This is a genomic window from Bradyrhizobium sp. CCGB12 (assembly GCF_024199845.1).
Lineage (GTDB): Bacteria > Pseudomonadota > Alphaproteobacteria > Rhizobiales > Xanthobacteraceae > Bradyrhizobium.
Genome location: NZ_JANADO010000001.1, coordinates 7,445,223 through 7,460,910 on the forward strand (window position 1 = coordinate 7,445,223; position 15,688 = coordinate 7,460,910).

Here is a 15,688-nt window from a genome sequence, read left to right on the forward strand (position 1 = left end):
GGGGCGGTCACCTCTCCCGCTTGCGGGAGAGGTCGGCACGTAGTGCCGGGTGAGGGCTCGCTCCGCTTGGGGATTGTCCCGTTGCGGAAACACCCTCACCCCGACCCTCTCCCGCAAGCGGGAGAGGGAGCGCACCGTCACCGCATCTGCCGCGCGGGCTCGATCAGCTCGGGCCGCGGACCTGAAAGTCGCTTGTGCATGTGCACCATGAAGGCCATGCCGAAGATCGGCGTCGCCAGATTCACGATCGGGATCGAGACGAAGGCGGCGATGAACAGGCCGGCGGTGAAGATGGTCGCGGCATTGTCACGCCGCATCGCCTTGGCTTCCGCCGGCGGGCGGAAGCGCATCGCCGCGAGCTCGAAGTACTCGCGGCCCAGAAGCCAGGCTGCGGCGAGGAAGAAGATCAGGAAGCCGGCGCCGGCGAACAGCACCATCGGCAGCGCGATGAGATAGACCAGGATCGTCAGCAGCGCGGTCTTGATGCCTTCGAAAATCGCCTGGCTGAACGGCAGCGCCACGCCGGGCCGCTCGGCCGGATAGTGCTCGCGCTCGACGATGTCGGCGACGTCGTCGACGAACAGGCTCGCCACCAGCGACGTGATCGCGGGCATCAGGAAGATGCCCCCAAACACGACGCCGAGGCCCGCCGCGATCGAGACGATCCAGGAGAGGATCTCGAGCGATGAATGCCAGCCCGGTCCGAGCAGCCCCTCCAGCCAGACCTCACCGGAGGTCGCAAACCAGCTGAGCAGCCGCTGCAAGCCGATCGCCAACACGGTGATCAGCACGAGCGCCAGCCCGATCGATCGCCACAGGATCGAGCGCATCGGCGGCGAGATCATTTGCGAGAACGCCTTCACGGCGGCATCCAGCATAGGGGTATCCTCTCACGAAACCACCCGCGAGAGGTAGACACCCCCGGCCGCTTCGGCAAGGGAGGCCAGCCTGCGGCCTATTTTCTTTGCGGGAGGGGGACGAACGACACCTGGCTAGCCCTCAGCTTATTCATGCCGATGCCCGTGCTTGCGCGTCTTCGCCTGCTTGCCTTCCCCCGTCGGAATCATCACCACGCGGCCGTAGCGCACGCCGCGTTCGGCGATGATGTGGTCGGCGAAATGCCGGACCTCGGAGGCGTTGCCGCGCAGCGCCGTCATCTCCATGCAATTGTTGTCGTCGAGATGGACGTGCAGGGTCGCCAGCGCGAGGTCGTGATGGCCGTGGAATTCCTGCACCAGGCGTTTTGAGAGATCGCGGGCGGCGTGGTCATAGACATAGACGAGGCCGGCGACGCATTGGCCGGTCTGCGCGGTGTCCTCGGTGCTCTGTTGCAGGCCGGCGCGGGCGAGATCGCGGATGATCTCGGAGCGGTTTTGATAGCCACGCGCCTCCGCCGCCGCGTCGATCTCGGCCAACAGATCGTCCTCGATCGTGATCGTAATTCGCTGCATCAGGTGCTCTCCGCGCGTGCCGCTCATGTCCGTTGAACCGTAGCCCGGATGGAGCGACGCGCAATCCGGGACGGTGTCGATATGTAGGCATAACCCGGATTTCGCTTCGCTCCATCCGGGCTACGCAGCTCCTTCACAACCGCGTCGCGCGCAAGCGCAGCGCATTTCCGACCACACTCACCGACGACAACGCCATCGCTGCCGCCGCGATGATCGGCGACAGCAGCACGCCGAAGGCCGGATAGAGGATGCCGGCCGCGATCGGAATGCCGGCGGCGTTGTAGATGAAGGCGAAGAACAGGTTCTGGCGGACGTTGCTCATTGTCGCCTGGGACAGCTTTCGCGCCCGCACGATGCCGGTGAGATCGCCCTTGAGCAGCGTGACGCCCGCACTCTCCATCGCCACATCCGTGCCGGTGCCCATGGCGATGCCGACTTCGGCGGCGGCCAGTGCCGGCGCGTCGTTTACGCCGTCCCCGGCCATCGCGACGCTGCGGCCGGCCTTTTGCAGACTGGTCACCACCGCGCTCTTCTGGTCCGGCAGCACCTCGGCCTCGACCTCGGCAATGCCGAGCCGGCGGGCCACGGCCTCAGCCGTCGTGCGGTTGTCGCCGGTCAGCATGATGACCTTGATGCCCTCGGCCGCGAGCGCCTTCAGCGCCTCCGGAGTCGAGGCCTTGACCGGATCGGCGATGGCGAACAGTCCGGCAAGCCGGCTGTCGACGGCCATGTTGATGACGGTCGCGCCGTCGCCACGCAGCCGTTCGGCTTCCGCGTCGAGCGGCTTGGTATCGATGCCGATCGACGTCAGATATTTGGCATTGCCGAGCACGATGGTCTTGCCCTCGACCTGTCCGGTCGCGCCCTTGCCGGTCGGCGAATCGAATTGCTCGACCTGACTGAGGGTGAGCTGCTTCTCCTTGGCCGCGCGCACGATCGCGTCCGCCAAGGGATGCTCGCTGGCGCGCTCGACGCTGGCCGCCATGCGGAGGATGTCGCCTTCCGCGAAACCAGTGGCCGGGACGATCGACACCACTTTCGGCTTGCCCTCGGTCAGGGTGCCCGTCTTGTCGACCACCAGCGTGTCGATCTTCTCCATCCGCTCCAGCGCCTCGGCGTTCTTGATGAGCACGCCTGCCTGTGCGCCGCGGCCGACGCCGACCATGATCGACATCGGGGTCGCCAGGCCAAGTGCACAAGGACAGGCGATGATCAGCACGCTCACCGCAGCGACCAGGCCGAAGGCGAGCCGCGGCTCCGGCCCGAACCAGGCCCAGGCCGCGAACGCGGTGATGGCGACGACGATGACGGCCGGCACGAACCAGCCCGCGACCTGGTCGGCGAGGCGCTGGATCGGCGCGCGCGAGCGCTGCGCGTCCGCGACCATCTGCACGATCTGCGACAGCAGCGTCTCGCGGCCGACCTTGTCGGCGCGCATGATGAAGCTGCCGGACTGGTTGAGCGTGCCGGCGATCACCTTGGCGCCGCTCTCCTTGGTCACCGGCATGGATTCGCCTGTGACGAGCGACTCGTCCAGTGAGGCGCGGCCCTCGAGGAGCACGCCGTCGACCGGCACCTTCTCGCCGGGACGGACGCGCAAGGAATCGCCGGAATGAAGCGAATCGATCTCGACTTCGTGCTCGTTGCCATCGGCATCGACGCGGCGCGCCGTCTTCGGCGCAAGCTGGAGCAACGCCTTGATCGCGCCCGACGTCGCGTCACGCGCGCGCAGCTCCAGCACCTGGCCGAGCAGCACCAGCACGGTGATCACGGCGGCCGCCTCGAAATAGACGGCGACCGCGCCCTCATGGTCACGGAAATTGGCGGGGAAGAACTGTGGCGCGACGGTGCCGATGATGCTGTAGAGATAGGCCACCCCTGTGCCCATCGCGATCAGCGTGAACATGTTGAGGTTGCGCGTTGCCAGCGACTGCCAGCCGCGGACGAAGAACGGCCAGCCGGCCCACAACACCACGGGTGTGGCGAAAACGAGCTGGATCCAGTTCGATAGCGTCGGGTCGATCCAGTTGTGCGGGCCCGCGAGATGGCCGCCCATCTCCGACACCACCGCCGGCAGCGCCAGCGCGCCACCGATCCAGAACCGTCGCGTCATGTCGGCGAGCTCGGGGTTGGGCCCGGTCTCCAGGCTTGCCACCTCCGGCTCCAGCGCCATGCCGCAGATCGGACAGCTGCCGGGCCCGACCTGGCGGATCTCGGGGTGCATCGGGCAGGTGTAGATCGTGCCCGCGGGCATCTCGGGCTCGGGCGCTTTCTCCTTGGCGAGATATTTTGCGGGATCGGCGGCGAACTTGGTGCGGCATCCGGCCGAGCAGAAATGGAAGGTCTCGCCGTGATGGTCGAAGCGATGTTTTGAGGTCGCGGGATCGACTGTCATGCCGCAGACGGGATCAAGGACCTTGGTCGCGGCTGCGGCGTGGTCATGCGCGGGATGATGGGTGTGGCCGGGATGATCGCCATGTCCGCCGCAGCAGGACGAGGCCGCGGGCCTGGCGGGCGGCGCCGCCTTCGCGGAGCAGCCGCATCCGGAATGGGTTTCCCCGTTGTGCTGATGCTCGTGGTCCGCGTCGTTCATTCCCATGCTCCGGTCTCATACTCGGGCTTGCAACCCATACCCGGTAGGGGTATATAGACCCCATGCGCAAGGACATCAAGGCATCTGTCGGAAAACGTCTCGGCCGGATCGAGGGCCAGGTTCGTGGCCTGTCGAAAATGGTGGAGGAAGACCGCTACTGCATCGACATCGTCACGCAGATCTCGGCCGTGCGTGCCGCGCTGCGCCGGGTCGAGGAAGAGGTTTTGAAGGACCACGTCGCCCATTGCGTCGAGCACGCGATCGCGAGCGGCGACAAGGCCGACCAGCGCGAGAAGATTGCGGAGCTGATGGCGGTGATCGGACGGGCGGAGCGGTAGGTATCTACGTCATTGCGAGCGCAGCGAAGCAATCCAGACTGTCACCGCGGCGGCAGTCTGGATTGCTTCGTCGCTGCGCTCCTCGCAATGACGGTAGAGAGAGACGATAGCGCCACATCCCCAACCGTCGTCCCGGCGAAGGCCGGGACCCATAACCCCAGGGAGGAGTTTGGCGAAGACTCGTCGTTCGGTACTGCGACCGGCCGCGATGGATAGATTCCGCGGTATGGGTCCTGGCTTTCGCCAGGACGACGTTTGGGGGCGGCTGACCTAAACCGTCATCTCCCGCGCTCGCGTGCGGTATATTGCGAGCTCGCTCAGCAACACGAAATGCTCGGAGAACGCGACCGAAGTCGCCGCGGGCTGCGCGCCTACTTCTTCAACCGGAATCTCTGCCGGCGTTTCTTCGTCAATCGCCTCAGGAACGAGCGGCGGCGCACGGAGCGTTTCTGGAAACACACTGAATGTGCCCGCTACCTCCTCGAGCGGCTTCTGCTTGTCGGCCCAGTGCAAGGCTGTGTAGTCGAAACCGTGCACGATGGTGGGTTTGACGACTTCGAAATAGGGCGAGATGTCGAAGTCGCGGGGCATGTAGAGCGAGGAATCGCGGATGTGCAGGATCTCGCGCCGTGCGGCGCGGCTGCCGGCCTTGGTGATTTTCGGCAGGATCGGATAGCGCACGGCGTCGAATGCCTGCGCGATCAGGGCCGAGCAGATGATCTTGGTCGGATCGCCCGAGCCCAGCGCGATCATGCGCCGCCGCCAGCGCTGCGGCACCGGCAGCGGGAACAGGAAACGCATGAGGTCGACGATGTTCTTGGTGTCGTAGCCGAAGCCGATGCGGTTGATCGCATAGCGGCAGACCGTGGTGCGGTCCTCATAGGACAGCCCGACCGGGCGGCAGAGGCGAGTGTGATAGGGGAAGTATTTCGACAGCGGCGCAGAGGTGACGCCTTCGCCGATATTGGCCTCGATCAGGACATGCGGCTCGCCGTCCGCCTCTTCCGCACCCTCGATCGGACCGACATAGAGTGCCGCATGCGACCAGGTCGATTGCGTCAGATATTTGATGATGCCGGAGATGCGGTTGTTGCCCTCGACCAGCAGCACGTCGCCGGGTTCGATGACGCCGCGCAGGTGCTCCGGGTCGCTCGGCGTGAACGGCTCGTAGCCCGGCACCTCCTTCGAGAGGTACGCGGCAATCAGCTTGCCGACTGAGTCCAGGACCGTCCCCATTTCGAAACTCCCCCCACGGCCTTTTCCGGCCGTCTTTTTCCCTTCTCTATCATGGTCGAAACGTGTTGCAATTCGGTTCATCACTCTGTGAGATCAAGCACGATTGATTCACCATGATGGTTGCTGCGCAACATCAGATACGGCAAGGTTCGCGGGCTGTTCCCGTTCGCCGCAAGTCCCCGGAAACCATGTCATGACAATCACGCGCCGCGGTTTCCTTTCGGCGTCGGCGGCCTTCGCTGCGATGCCGGTCCTGCGCGCAACCGCCGCACCTCTGCCGCGGGAGGCCGACATCGTCGTGATCGGCGCGGGGGCCGCGGGAATTGCCGCGGCGCGGCGCATCATGGCGGCCAATCGCAAGGTCGTGGTGGTGGAAGCTGCTGGCGAGATCGGCGGGCGCTGCATCACTGACAGCAGGACCTTCGACGTGCCGTTCGACCGCGGCGCGCGCTGGATGCACAATCCCGAGACCAATCCGATGATCCGCCTGGCGCGCAGCGCGGGGCTCGACGTGCTGCCGGCGCCCTCGGGCCAGAAGATGCGCATCGGCCGCCGCAATGCGCGCGCCGGCGAGACCGAGGAGTTCCTGGCCGCTTTGGTCCGCGCCAACCGCGCCATCGACGAGGCCGCGCGCGGCAAGCTCGATACCTCCTGCGCCTCGGTGCTGCCGAAGGATCTCGGCGACTGGACCGGCGCGGCCGAATTCATGCTGGGTGCGAGCTTTGCCGGCAAGGATCTGAAGGAGCTTTCGGCCATCGACAAGGCCCGCGCGCAGGACCGCAATGGCGCGATCGCCTGCCGCCAGGGTCTGGGGACCCTGATCACGAAACTCGGCGAGCAGGCGCCGGTGGCGCTGGCGACGCCGGCGAGCCGGATCGTCTGGAGCAATCGCGACGTCGGCGTGGAGACCCCGAGCGGCAAGATTACCGCCCGCGCCGCTATCATCACGGTCTCGACCAACGTGCTGATGTCAGGGGCAATCAAGTTCGCGCCCGACATTCCCAAGCGCACGCTCGATGCGGCGTCGAAGCTCACCCTCGGCAGCTACGATCACATCGTGCTGCAGCTGCCGGGCAATCCACTCGGGCTCGGGCGCGACGACACTCTCATCGAGCAGAGCAACTCGACGCGCACGGCGCTGATGTTCGCCAATATCGGCGGCTCCTCGCTGTGCTCGATCGATGTCGGCGGCTCGTTCGGCCGCGATCTCTCCGAGCAGGGCGAGAAGGCCATGACGGCCTTTGCGCGGGAATGGATCACGAAGCTGTTCGGCAGCGAGGCGGCGGCCGGCGTGCAGAAGACCAGCGCGACGCGCTGGAACGCCTCGCCCTATGTGATGGGCGCGATGTCGGCGTCTTCGCCCGGCGGTCAGCTCTCGCGCAAGGTTTTGGCGGAGCCGATCGGCAACATGTTCCTCGCCGGCGAAGCCACGCACGAGACGCTCTGGGGCACTGTCGACGGCGCCTGGGAAAGCGGCGAACGCGCCGCGGAGGCGGCCTTGCGCAAGATCGGCGCGCTCAAGGACGATCCGGCGGATGTGCCGACGCAATCGACCAAGAAGCGGCGGGCGCCGAGGCATTAGGGCAACCAGATCGCACCAAACTCCGCCGTCGTCCCGGACAAGCGAAGCGGAGCGTAGATCCAGGACCCATTACCCCAGGGAGGAGTTTGACGAAGATCGTGGCTGCGAGCAGTTGCTATTAGCGTTGATCGGGGTAATGGGTCCTGGCTTTCGCCAGGACGACGCGGGGATGGTTCAGCGCAAAATCCCATCCAGCAGCGGCAGCCCGGCGATCACCGCCATCGCGATCAGCACGTAGCAGATGCCGCGAAACACCTTCTCGCTGGCGCGGCCGAAGAGAGATGCGCCGAACGCGACGCCGATCGCATAGACCGGGCCGACGATCAGCGAGAGCAGCAGCGATTCGCGTGAGATCAGGCCAGTGGTCGCGTAGCTGACCATCGAGAAGAAATCGGAGGCGCCGAAGAACAGCATGATGTTGGCGCGTGCAACGATCGGGGCGATCGGGCGGCCGAGCCAGTAGCCGACGATCGGCGGCCCGCCGGTCTGCGCCAGCCCGCTACAGAAGCCCGAGAGGCCGCCGATGCCGACCGAGAGCCAGGCATGGTCCTTGCCGCGATAGCGCCAGCCCGACAGCAGCAGAAGCAACAGCGCGGCGACGAAGCAGGAGATGATCCAGCGCGTGGTGACCGGCTCGAGCACGCTGAGGAAATAGGTGCCGAGGGGCACGCCGATCAGCGCGCCCAGCACGATCACCGCCGTGGCCTTGCGATCGGCCTTGCGCCAGGCGTTGGGCAGGAGTGGTGCGGCCGCGACGAAATCGATCACGAGCAGCAAGGCCGCAACGAGCCGCGGCGCCGCGATGCTGCTTGCCAGCGGCATGAAGATCAGCGCCGAGCCGAAGCCGGAGAAGCCGCGCGCGGTGCCAGAAACGAAAGCGACGGCGCAGAGCGCCATCGCAATGGTGAGGCTGACGTCCTTCGGGAGAAAGTCCGCAAGGCTCATGCTTTATGTCTGGAGCATGATGTTGTCCGAAAACCGCTTCACACTTTTCGGCATCATGCTCTCAAGACGCCGCCGGTCTTTTTCGCGACCTCGGCCACGATCTTGGCGCCGACGGCCTCGATCTCCTGGTCGGTCAGCGTTTTCTCGCGCGGCTGGATCGTCACCGCGATCGCGATCGACTTCTTGCCGTCATCGATGCCCTTGCCCTCGTAGACGTCGAACACGTTGACGCCGGTGATCAGCTTCTTGTCGACGCCTTGCGCCGCGCGCACGATGTCGCCGGCCTTCACGGTGCGGTCGACGATGAAGGCGAAATCGCGCGTCACAGGCTGGAACGCCGAGAGCTCGATCAAGGGCTTGGCGCGGGTCGGCTTCTTCTTTGCCTCGGGGATGCGGTCGAGGATCACCTCGAACACCATCAGCGGGCCGTCGGCACCGAGCGCTTCCAGCGCGCGCGGATGCACCTCGCCGAAAGTGCCGAGCACATTCTGGGGGCCAATCTGGATCGTGCCGGAACGTCCCGGGTGCAGCCAGCCGGGTCCACCGGATACGATCTGAAGTGCCTGCATCGGCGCGCCGGCGGCTGCCAGCACCGCAAGCGCGTCGGCCTTGGCGTCGAACACGTCGGCCTGCGCCGAGCCTGACCAGTGCCGTCCCAGCCCCTCCGACGAAGCAAAGCCGCGGCGAATGCCGCTCGCTGCCATGAATTGATCCTGCGGGCGGTCGCCTTTGAAGATCTGGCCGACCTCGAACAGCGCAACATCGCCAAAGCCGCGATCAGCATTGGCCTGCGCCGCCGCGATCAGGCCCGCCAAAAGGGTCGGGCGCATGTCGGAGAGATCAGACGCGATGGGGTTGGCCACTTCGAGCTCACGCTGGCCGCCGCCGAACAGTTCGGCCGCAGACTTCGTGATGAAGGACCATGTCACCGCTTCGATGATGCCGCGGCTCGCAAGCGCGCGCCTAGCGCGGCGGATGCGCAGCTGGAGCGGGGTCAGCACTGGTTTGCGCGCGTCCTCGCCTCGCTCGAACGGCGTCATCGGCACCTTGTCGACGCCGAAGATGCGGACGATCTCCTCGACGATGTCGGCCTTGCCGTGCACGTCCGTGCGCCACGACGGCACCGCGACTTTCACCACCGGGCCCGGGCCCGCCATCATGAAGCCGAGATGGGTCAGGATACGCTTCATCTCGACCTGCGGCACCTCGATGCCGGAGAGGCGCTTTACCTCGGTAACAGGGAAATCGATCACGCGGTCATCGCCAAAGGCCTTGCCGACCACGACGGTCTCGGACGGCGTGCCGCCGCACATCTCCATCACCAGCCTGGTCGCGAGCTCCAGTCCTGGCACCATGAAGGCGGGATCGACGCCGCGCTCGAAGCGGTAGCGCGCGTCGGAATTGATGCCGAGCTTGCGGCCGGTCTGGGCGATGTTGATCTCGTTCCACAGCGCCGATTCGATCAGCACGTCAGTGGTTTCATCGTCGCAGCCCGAGGCTTCGCCGCCCATGATGCCGGCGAGCGATTCGACGCCGTGCTCGTCCGCGATCACGCAGATCGCGGGATCGAGATTGTAGGTGCGGCCATCGAGCGCGAGCAGCGTCTCGCCCTCGCGGGCGCGGCGCACGACGAGATTGCCCCTTACCTTCTTAGCGTCGAACACGTGCAGCGGCCGCGCGCGATCGAAGGTCATGAAATTGGTGATGTCGACCAGCGCGTTGATCGGGCGCAGCCCGATCGCGGTCAGCCGCTTCTGCAGCCATTCCGGCGACGGGCCGTTCTTGACGCCGCGCACGAGGCGGAGCGCAAATCCCGGACACAGCGTGGCGTCCTCGATCGTGACCTTTACCGGGCAGGGGAATTCGCCCTTGATCGGCTTGATCGTGGGGTCCTTGAACTTGCCCATGTCGGCGGCGGCGAGGTCGCGCGCGATGCCGTGCACGCCGGTGCAATCCTGCCGGTTCGGCGTCAGGTTGATCTCGATCACGGGATCACCGAGTGCGGCCCATTCGGCGTAGCCGGCGCCGATGGGTGCATCCGCCGGCAATTCCATGATGCCGTCATGGTCGTTGGAGATCTGCAGCTCCGCTGCCGAGCACAGCATGCCGCGGCTCTCGACGCCGCGGATGGTGCCGACACCGAGCGTGATGTCCTTGCCGGGAATGTAGGTCCCGGGCGGCGAGAACACGCTGACGAGACCCGCGCGCGCATTCGGCGCGCCGCACACGACCTGCACCGGCGTGCCACCGTCACCAGTGTCGACCATGCAGACCCGTAAGCGATCCGCGTTCGGATGCTGCTCGGCCGAGATCACCTTCGCGATGGTGAAGGGTTTCAGCGCCTTCGCCTTGTCCTCGATGTTCTCGACCTCGAGCCCGATCATGGTGAGCTTGTCGGCGAGCTTTTCCAGTGGCTCGTCGGTGTCGAGATGATCCTTCAGCCAGGAGAGGGTGAATTTCATGGCTGCTTCTTCTCCACGGAGACGGTCTGCTCCCTCTCCCGCTTGCGGGGGAGGGCTGGGGTGGGGGCTCTCTCCGCGATGGTAGTCGCGATTGTTTCGAGAACGCCGCCACGATTGATCATGACATCGAGATTGCTGAAGCGGAGCACCTTGAAGCCCTTTGCTTCGATGGCGGCAGAGCGGCGTGCGTCGGCACGCTCGCCTTCATCAGAGAAGTGCTGGCCGCCATCGAGCTCGATGACGAGCTTGGCGGCGTGGCAGATGAAATCGGCGATGTAATTCTCGATCGGTACTTGGCGGCGGAAGATTGCACCGTTCAACCGGCCGGCACGCAGCTCCGACCACAGGATACGCTCTGCATCGGTCGCGTTACGCCTGAGCGCGCGTGCATTGGCCCGCAGCTTGGTCGGTACTTTCCAGTCCGGATGCTTGGGATCGACCATCGGCAGCCCCATTGCGGAGAAACCCTCACCCCAACCCTCCCCCGCAAGCGGGGGAGGGAGTCCGACCCGTCGAGCGGACAGAGGATACGTACCCATGAGATAGCGGATACGCGCTCGCTCCATCCCTTCCCTCCCCCGCTTGCGGGGGAGGGGCAGGGAGAGGGTTCTCTCCGCGAAGGGAACGGAGAGAGTCATCGCATGTCCGGGCGTCAGCATCACGAGCTCAACCCCCCAGCCAGCGTCGGCACCTCCAGCGGCTTGAAGCCGTAATGGGACAGCCAGCGGACGTCGCTGTCGAACAGCTGGCGCAGATCGGCGATGCCGTATTTCAGCATGGCGATGCGATCGATGCCCATGCCCCAGGCGAAGCCCTGGTACTCGTCGGGATCGATGCCGCAGGCCCGCAGCACGTTCGGGTGCACCATGCCGCAGCCGAGAATCTCCAGCCAGTCCTCGCCCTCGCCGAAGCGGATCTCGCCCTTGTCGCGGCGGCACTGGATGTCGACTTCCAGCGACGGCTCGGTGAACGGGAAGAACGACGGGCGGAAGCGCATGTTGATGTGGTCGACCTCGAAGAACGCCTTGCAGAACTCGTGCAGGATCCATTTGAGGTGACCGAGATGCGAGGTCTTGTCGATGACGAGGCCTTCGACCTGGTGGAATTGCGGCGTATGGGTCGCGTCCGAATCGATGCGGTAGGTGCGGCCCGGGCAGATCACGCGGATCGGTGGCTTCTGGCTCAGCATGGTGCGCACCTGCACCGGCGAGGTGTGGGTTCGCAGTAGCATGCGCGAGCCGTCCTCCTTCGGATGGAAGAAGAAGGTGTCGTGCATCTCGCGCGCGGGATGGCCTTCCGGGAAGTTCAGCTTGGTGAAATTGTAGTCGTCGGTCTCGATGTCGGGGCCTTCGGCGACCGAGAATCCCATGTCGGCGAAGATCGTGGTCAGCTCGTCCCAGACCTGGCTCAGCGGATGGATGCGGCCGGCATCAGTCGCGGTATCGCGCAGCGGCAGGGTGACGTCGATGGTCTCGGCGGCAAGCCGCGCATCGAGCGCTGCCGACTTCAAGATGTCGCGCCGCGCGGCGAGCGCCTGGGTGACCTCGTCCTTGGCCTGGTTGATCGCGGCGCCCTGCGTCTTGCGCTCGTCCGGCGACATCTTGCCGAGCGTTGCGAGCAAGGCTGAGATCGAGCCTTTCTTGCCGAGGGCTGCGACGCGCACGGCCTCGAGCGCCGCCTCGTCGGCAGCCGCGGCGATGTCGGTGATGATCTGGGCTTGGAGGTGGGCAAGATCGGTCATGGCAATCCCTTTTGGCCAGGATGCTGAGCCGATGATCCTAGCCCGTCACGCCCGGCGCTCTGCCGGGCATCCACGTCGGAGAAGTGTATGCGCGAGAGATGACGGCCGGGGCGATGAAAGCGCGACACGCGCCTGTGCCCAGGCCATCAGAAGCTGAACGCTGCGCAGAGCGCAGTGGGGCAGCTTACGCCGCCAGCGCGGCCTTGGCCTTCTCGGCGATCGCCTGGAACGACGCAGGCTCGTTGATCGCAAGATCCGACAGCACCTTGCGGTCCACGGTGATGCCCGACTTGGCCATGCCGTCGATAAACTTGCTGTAGGTCAGGCCGAACGGACGGACGGCAGCGTTGATGCGCTGGATCCAGAGCGCGCGGAAGGTGCGCTTCTTACGCTTGCGGTCGCGGAAGGCGTATTGCTGGGCCTTCTCCACGGCCGGCTTGGCGGCGCGGATGGTGTTCTTGCGGCGGCCATAGAAGCCCTTGGCGGCCTTGTAGACTTTCTTGTGCTTGGCGTGGGCGGTCACACCGCGTTTGACGCGAGACATGACAAAATCCTTCAGAGATGACTTTGGTTATCGGATTGCCGCGGGATGCACGGCACGGTTGGCAGTGATCGTGGACGCGATCAGGCGTTCGGCAAGAAGTACTTCTTGACGTTGTCGCCGTCGGTCTTGAACAGCACGCGGGTGCCGCGAAGCTGACGGATCTGCTTCTTCGTCCGCTTGATCATGCCGTGACGCTTGCCGCGCTGGGCGTGCATCACTTTTCCGGTGGCAGTCACCTTGAAGCGCTTTTTAGCGCCCGATTTGGTCTTCAGCTTGGGCATTTGGCTCTCCTATGGCCACAACAGAAACCCGCCCGCGAAGGCGGCTGGCCGTCTAGAATGCTCGTTAGAGCGTTGATTGTGCTCAGGTTTTTGCGAACACGCGCGAAACCCGCACGAAACACCGCCACGGCAGCCCTTAATCAGCCGGGCGATGAAGGCTGGGCTTATGACAGAGCAGGAGCCAATTGGCAACGATGAACCGCCGAAACCTGCCCGGCGACTATTGGAGGTCGCCACCCCCAATGACCACGCCTTCATGTCCGGAGCAGGACCCAATGGCCTCTTTCCCGCACTCGATTTCCTCGTTCTCCGCCTTTGCCGGGCCGCGGCGCCTGGCGCTGCTCGCCGTGCTTGCCGCCGCCATGGTGCCTTCGGCTGCCGATGCCCGCGCCGGCGGCTATGACGGCATCTGGAACGTCACCTTTGCCACAAAGAGGGGCAATTGCAGCTCCGGCTACAGCATCCCCTTCGCCGTCACCGGCAGCCGGGTATCGTCCGCCGGCGGTGGCCGGGTGTCCGGCAGGGTCAATCGCGGCGGCGCGGTCGCGGTTCAGGTCTCGGTCGGCGCGTCCCATGCCAGTGGCGGCGGCCGGCTCGCGGGGGTGAACGGCGCCGGCTCGTGGAACGGCGTCATTTCGGGCGACCGCTGCAGCGGCACCTGGCAGGCGACGCGAACCTAGTCCCGAAGCGCTCGATGCGCTCCCTCCCCCGCGTGCGGGGGAGGGTTGGGGAGAGGGTGTTTCCTGACGCGAGAACCCCCGAGAGGTGAGAGCCCTCACCCGCGCCTTCGGCGCGACCTCTCCCGCAAGCGGGAGAGGTGAAAACAAAAACGGCCCGCCGGAGATCCAGACGGGCCGTTGAACTCTCAGTCCCAAAGAGCCGGCGTCAGCGCGGCGCCAGCACCATGACGACCTGGCGACCTTCGAATCGTGCGTCCTGCTCGACCTTGGCGAGCTCGGCGACGTCAGTCTTGATCTTGTCCAGTAGCTTGGTGCCGATCTCCTGGTGCGCCATTTCGCGGCCGCGATAGCGCAGCGTGATCTTGACCTTGTCGCCTTCTTCGAAGAACCGCTGCATCGCGCGCATCTTCACGTCGTAATCGTGGTCGTCGATCATCGGGCGGAGCTTGATCTCCTTGATCTCGACGATCTTCTGCCGCTTGCGGGCTTCGGCGGCTTTTTTCTGGGCGGAATATTTGTACTTCCCGTAGTCCATAATCTTGCAGACGGGAGGGCTGACGTTCGGCGAGATCTCGACCAAATCCATGCCGGCTTCCTGAGCCATGCGGATGGCCATAACGGTCTCGACGGTGCCTTTGTTGTCACCGGCTTGATCGATGAGCTGGATCTGCGCATTGCGAATATCGTCATTGATGCGCGGCCCGTCTTTGCTGGCAACGGGCGGGGCTTTATTGGGACGGCGAATGGGTGGTTCTCCAAAGTTGTGAAAGAAGCGGCTATCTTGAAGGAAGATGCGTTTGCCGGCAAGCAACTCGCTCGTGCAAGGCGCGAAAAACCCTCAAATGCGAGGCATTTTGGTCACGGCCGTTGGCACGCAGACGACATAGACACCTTGCCTCTGTTCCGCAAGCGTCCCAAAGGGACAATGCCGGTGTCCGGCGGCGCCGTAGAACCTGTCCGGACAGCTCAAACCGCACAGCTAGAGTAAACGTTCCATGACCAATGCAATTTCCGATATCGTGATCGACTTCATCACTGTGGGCGAGGGTCCGTCGGCGCGCAGGATCGCGGTGCGCCGACGCGCCGGAAACGGCCCCGGGCTGGTCTGGCTCGGCGGATTCAAATCGGACATGCAGGGCGGCAAGGCCTTAGCGCTGGATGCCTGGGCCAGCGAGCACGGCCGCGCCGTGGTCCGGTTCGACTACTCCGGCCACGGCGAATCCGGCGGCGATTTCGCCGATGGAACCATCGGGCGCTGGCTGGAGGAGAGCGTGGCGGTGTTCGAGCGCTTCTGCGAGGGCCCGCAGGTTCTGATCGGTTCCTCGATGGGCGGCTGGATGGCGCTGCTGCTCGCGCGCGAGATCAAGAAGCGGACCAGTACGGCGTCGCTGGCCGGTCTCGTCCTGATCGCGCCGGCGCCCGACTTCACCGAGGAGCTGATGTGGAAGAATTTCCCGCCCGCGGTGAAGCAGGAGATCGAAACCAAGGGCATGTGGCTGCGGCCGTCGGATTATGGTGACGGCTCGCCCTATCCGATCACGCGAAACCTGATCGAGGAGGGCCGCAATCACCTCGTGCTCGGCAGCGCCATCGATCTCGGTTGCCCCGTCCGCATCCTGCAAGGCGCGAAAGATCCCGATGTGCCGTGGCAGCACGCCTTCGCATTGACGCATCGTCTGCCGGCCGACGACGTCGTGCTGACCATGATCCAGGACGGCGACCACCGCCTCTCGCGCCCGCAGGACATCGCGCGCATTCTTGCCGCCGTGGCGGAGATCGGGTGAAGTGTCTTTCTTCCTTCTCCCCTTGCGGGAGAAGGTGGCGCGAAGCGCCGG

At 65.2% G+C, this 15,688-nt stretch carries 15 protein-coding genes; 4 read left to right on the plus strand and 11 right to left on the minus strand.

The window, feature by feature from the left end:
- Positions 1-137: 137 nt before the first annotated feature.
- The 3 genes from NLM27_RS34095 to NLM27_RS34105 form a co-directional block, all read right to left on the minus strand.
- Positions 138-878: a sulfate transporter family protein gene (locus NLM27_RS34095; RefSeq protein WP_254147445.1), complete on the minus strand. Its 741-nt coding sequence runs from the start codon at positions 876-878 to the stop codon at positions 138-140.
- Positions 879-1,004: 126 nt separating this feature from the next.
- Positions 1,005-1,451 carry a nickel-responsive transcriptional regulator NikR gene (gene nikR / locus NLM27_RS34100; RefSeq protein ID WP_254147446.1) on the minus strand — a complete coding sequence of 149 codons (447 nt, stop codon included), beginning with the start codon at positions 1,449-1,451 and terminating at the stop codon, positions 1,005-1,007.
- A 133-nt stretch (positions 1,452-1,584) separates the two neighbouring features.
- A complete protein-coding gene (locus tag NLM27_RS34105) occupies positions 1,585-4,044 on the minus strand; it encodes a heavy metal translocating P-type ATPase (RefSeq protein WP_254147447.1) in 2,460 nt (819 codons plus the stop codon).
- Between the two features lie 62 nt (positions 4,045-4,106).
- On the opposite strand from NLM27_RS34105, the gene NLM27_RS34110 reads away from it, so the two are divergent.
- A complete protein-coding gene (locus NLM27_RS34110; RefSeq protein WP_007598521.1) occupies positions 4,107-4,382 on the plus strand; it encodes a metal-sensitive transcriptional regulator in 276 nt (91 codons plus the stop codon).
- 270 nt (positions 4,383-4,652) lie between these two features.
- On the opposite strand, the gene NLM27_RS34115 is transcribed toward NLM27_RS34110, so the two are convergent.
- Positions 4,653-5,618, minus strand: a complete 966-nt coding sequence (locus NLM27_RS34115; RefSeq protein ID WP_254147448.1) for a YiiX/YebB-like N1pC/P60 family cysteine hydrolase — start codon at positions 5,616-5,618, stop codon at positions 4,653-4,655.
- Positions 5,619-5,811: 193 nt separating this feature from the next.
- Between NLM27_RS34115 and NLM27_RS34120 the strand changes: the two genes are divergently transcribed.
- A complete protein-coding gene (locus NLM27_RS34120) occupies positions 5,812-7,200 on the plus strand; it encodes an NAD(P)/FAD-dependent oxidoreductase (RefSeq protein ID WP_254147449.1) in 1,389 nt (462 codons plus the stop codon).
- A gap of 174 nt (positions 7,201-7,374) precedes the next feature.
- On the opposite strand, the gene NLM27_RS34125 is transcribed toward NLM27_RS34120, so the two are convergent.
- The 6 genes from NLM27_RS34125 to rpmI form a co-directional block, all read right to left on the minus strand.
- A complete protein-coding gene (locus tag NLM27_RS34125) occupies positions 7,375-8,145 on the minus strand; it encodes a sulfite exporter TauE/SafE family protein (RefSeq protein ID WP_254147450.1) in 771 nt (256 codons plus the stop codon).
- Positions 8,146-8,198: 53 nt separating this feature from the next.
- Positions 8,199-10,607 (minus strand): phenylalanine--tRNA ligase subunit beta, encoded by a 2,409-nt coding sequence (gene pheT, locus NLM27_RS34130; RefSeq protein WP_254147451.1) that lies wholly within the window; start codon positions 10,605-10,607, stop codon positions 8,199-8,201.
- Positions 10,604-11,050: an endonuclease domain-containing protein gene (locus tag NLM27_RS34135; RefSeq protein ID WP_254147452.1), complete on the minus strand. Its 447-nt coding sequence runs from the start codon at positions 11,048-11,050 to the stop codon at positions 10,604-10,606. Before NLM27_RS34135 ends, pheT begins: the two co-directional genes overlap by 4 nt.
- Positions 11,051-11,265: 215 nt before the next feature.
- Positions 11,266-12,348, minus strand: coding sequence for a phenylalanine--tRNA ligase subunit alpha (gene pheS / locus NLM27_RS34140; protein WP_254147453.1), 1,083 nt, complete (start codon positions 12,346-12,348; stop codon positions 11,266-11,268).
- A 184-nt stretch (positions 12,349-12,532) separates the two neighbouring features.
- Positions 12,533-12,892 (minus strand): 50S ribosomal protein L20, encoded by a 360-nt coding sequence (gene rplT, locus NLM27_RS34145; RefSeq protein ID WP_166811710.1) that lies wholly within the window; start codon positions 12,890-12,892, stop codon positions 12,533-12,535.
- Positions 12,893-12,972: 80 nt separating this feature from the next.
- Positions 12,973-13,173, minus strand: coding sequence for a 50S ribosomal protein L35 (gene rpmI / locus NLM27_RS34150; protein WP_008539890.1), 201 nt, complete (start codon positions 13,171-13,173; stop codon positions 12,973-12,975).
- Between the two features lie 275 nt (positions 13,174-13,448).
- Here rpmI and NLM27_RS34155 point away from each other — a divergent pair, with 275 nt between their 5' ends.
- Complete coding sequence (locus tag NLM27_RS34155; protein WP_254147454.1) at positions 13,449-13,853, plus strand: hypothetical protein; 405 nt, start codon at positions 13,449-13,451, stop codon at positions 13,851-13,853.
- A 205-nt stretch (positions 13,854-14,058) separates the two neighbouring features.
- On the opposite strand, the gene infC is transcribed toward NLM27_RS34155, so the two are convergent.
- Complete coding sequence (gene infC, locus NLM27_RS34160) at positions 14,059-14,598, minus strand: translation initiation factor IF-3 (protein ID WP_080670072.1); 540 nt, start codon at positions 14,596-14,598, stop codon at positions 14,059-14,061.
- Positions 14,599-14,848: 250 nt separating this feature from the next.
- Between infC and NLM27_RS34165 the strand changes: the two genes are divergently transcribed.
- The gene (locus NLM27_RS34165) at positions 14,849-15,637 is read left to right on the plus strand and encodes a carboxylesterase (protein WP_254147455.1); all 789 of its coding nucleotides are present in this window, start codon (positions 14,849-14,851) and stop codon (positions 15,635-15,637) included.
- The last annotated feature ends 51 nt before the right edge of the window (positions 15,638-15,688 follow it).

Coding starts and splice junctions, on each gene's coding strand:
- pheT (WP_254147451.1), bottom strand. CDS start 10,607: ATGAAATTCACCCTCTCCTGGCTGAAGGATCATCTCGACACCGACGAG.
- pheS (WP_254147453.1), bottom strand. CDS start 12,348: ATGACCGATCTTGCCCACCTCCAAGCCCAGATCATCACCGACATCGCC.
- nikR (WP_254147446.1), bottom strand. CDS start 1,451: ATGCAGCGAATTACGATCACGATCGAGGACGATCTGTTGGCCGAGATC.
- rpmI (WP_008539890.1), bottom strand. CDS start 13,173: ATGCCCAAGCTGAAGACCAAATCGGGCGCTAAAAAGCGCTTCAAGGTG.
- NLM27_RS34135 (WP_254147452.1), bottom strand. CDS start 11,050: ATGGTCGATCCCAAGCATCCGGACTGGAAAGTACCGACCAAGCTGCGG.
- NLM27_RS34095 (WP_254147445.1), bottom strand. CDS start 878: ATGCTGGATGCCGCCGTGAAGGCGTTCTCGCAAATGATCTCGCCGCCG.
- NLM27_RS34115 (WP_254147448.1), bottom strand. CDS start 5,618: ATGGGGACGGTCCTGGACTCAGTCGGCAAGCTGATTGCCGCGTACCTC.
- NLM27_RS34110 (WP_007598521.1), top strand. CDS start 4,107: ATGCGCAAGGACATCAAGGCATCTGTCGGAAAACGTCTCGGCCGGATC.
- rplT (WP_166811710.1), bottom strand. CDS start 12,892: ATGTCTCGCGTCAAACGCGGTGTGACCGCCCACGCCAAGCACAAGAAA.
- NLM27_RS34105 (WP_254147447.1), bottom strand. CDS start 4,044: ATGAACGACGCGGACCACGAGCATCAGCACAACGGGGAAACCCATTCC.
- NLM27_RS34165 (WP_254147455.1), top strand. CDS start 14,849: ATGACCAATGCAATTTCCGATATCGTGATCGACTTCATCACTGTGGGC.
- NLM27_RS34125 (WP_254147450.1), bottom strand. CDS start 8,145: ATGAGCCTTGCGGACTTTCTCCCGAAGGACGTCAGCCTCACCATTGCG.
- NLM27_RS34120 (WP_254147449.1), top strand. CDS start 5,812: ATGACAATCACGCGCCGCGGTTTCCTTTCGGCGTCGGCGGCCTTCGCT.
- NLM27_RS34155 (WP_254147454.1), top strand. CDS start 13,449: ATGGCCTCTTTCCCGCACTCGATTTCCTCGTTCTCCGCCTTTGCCGGG.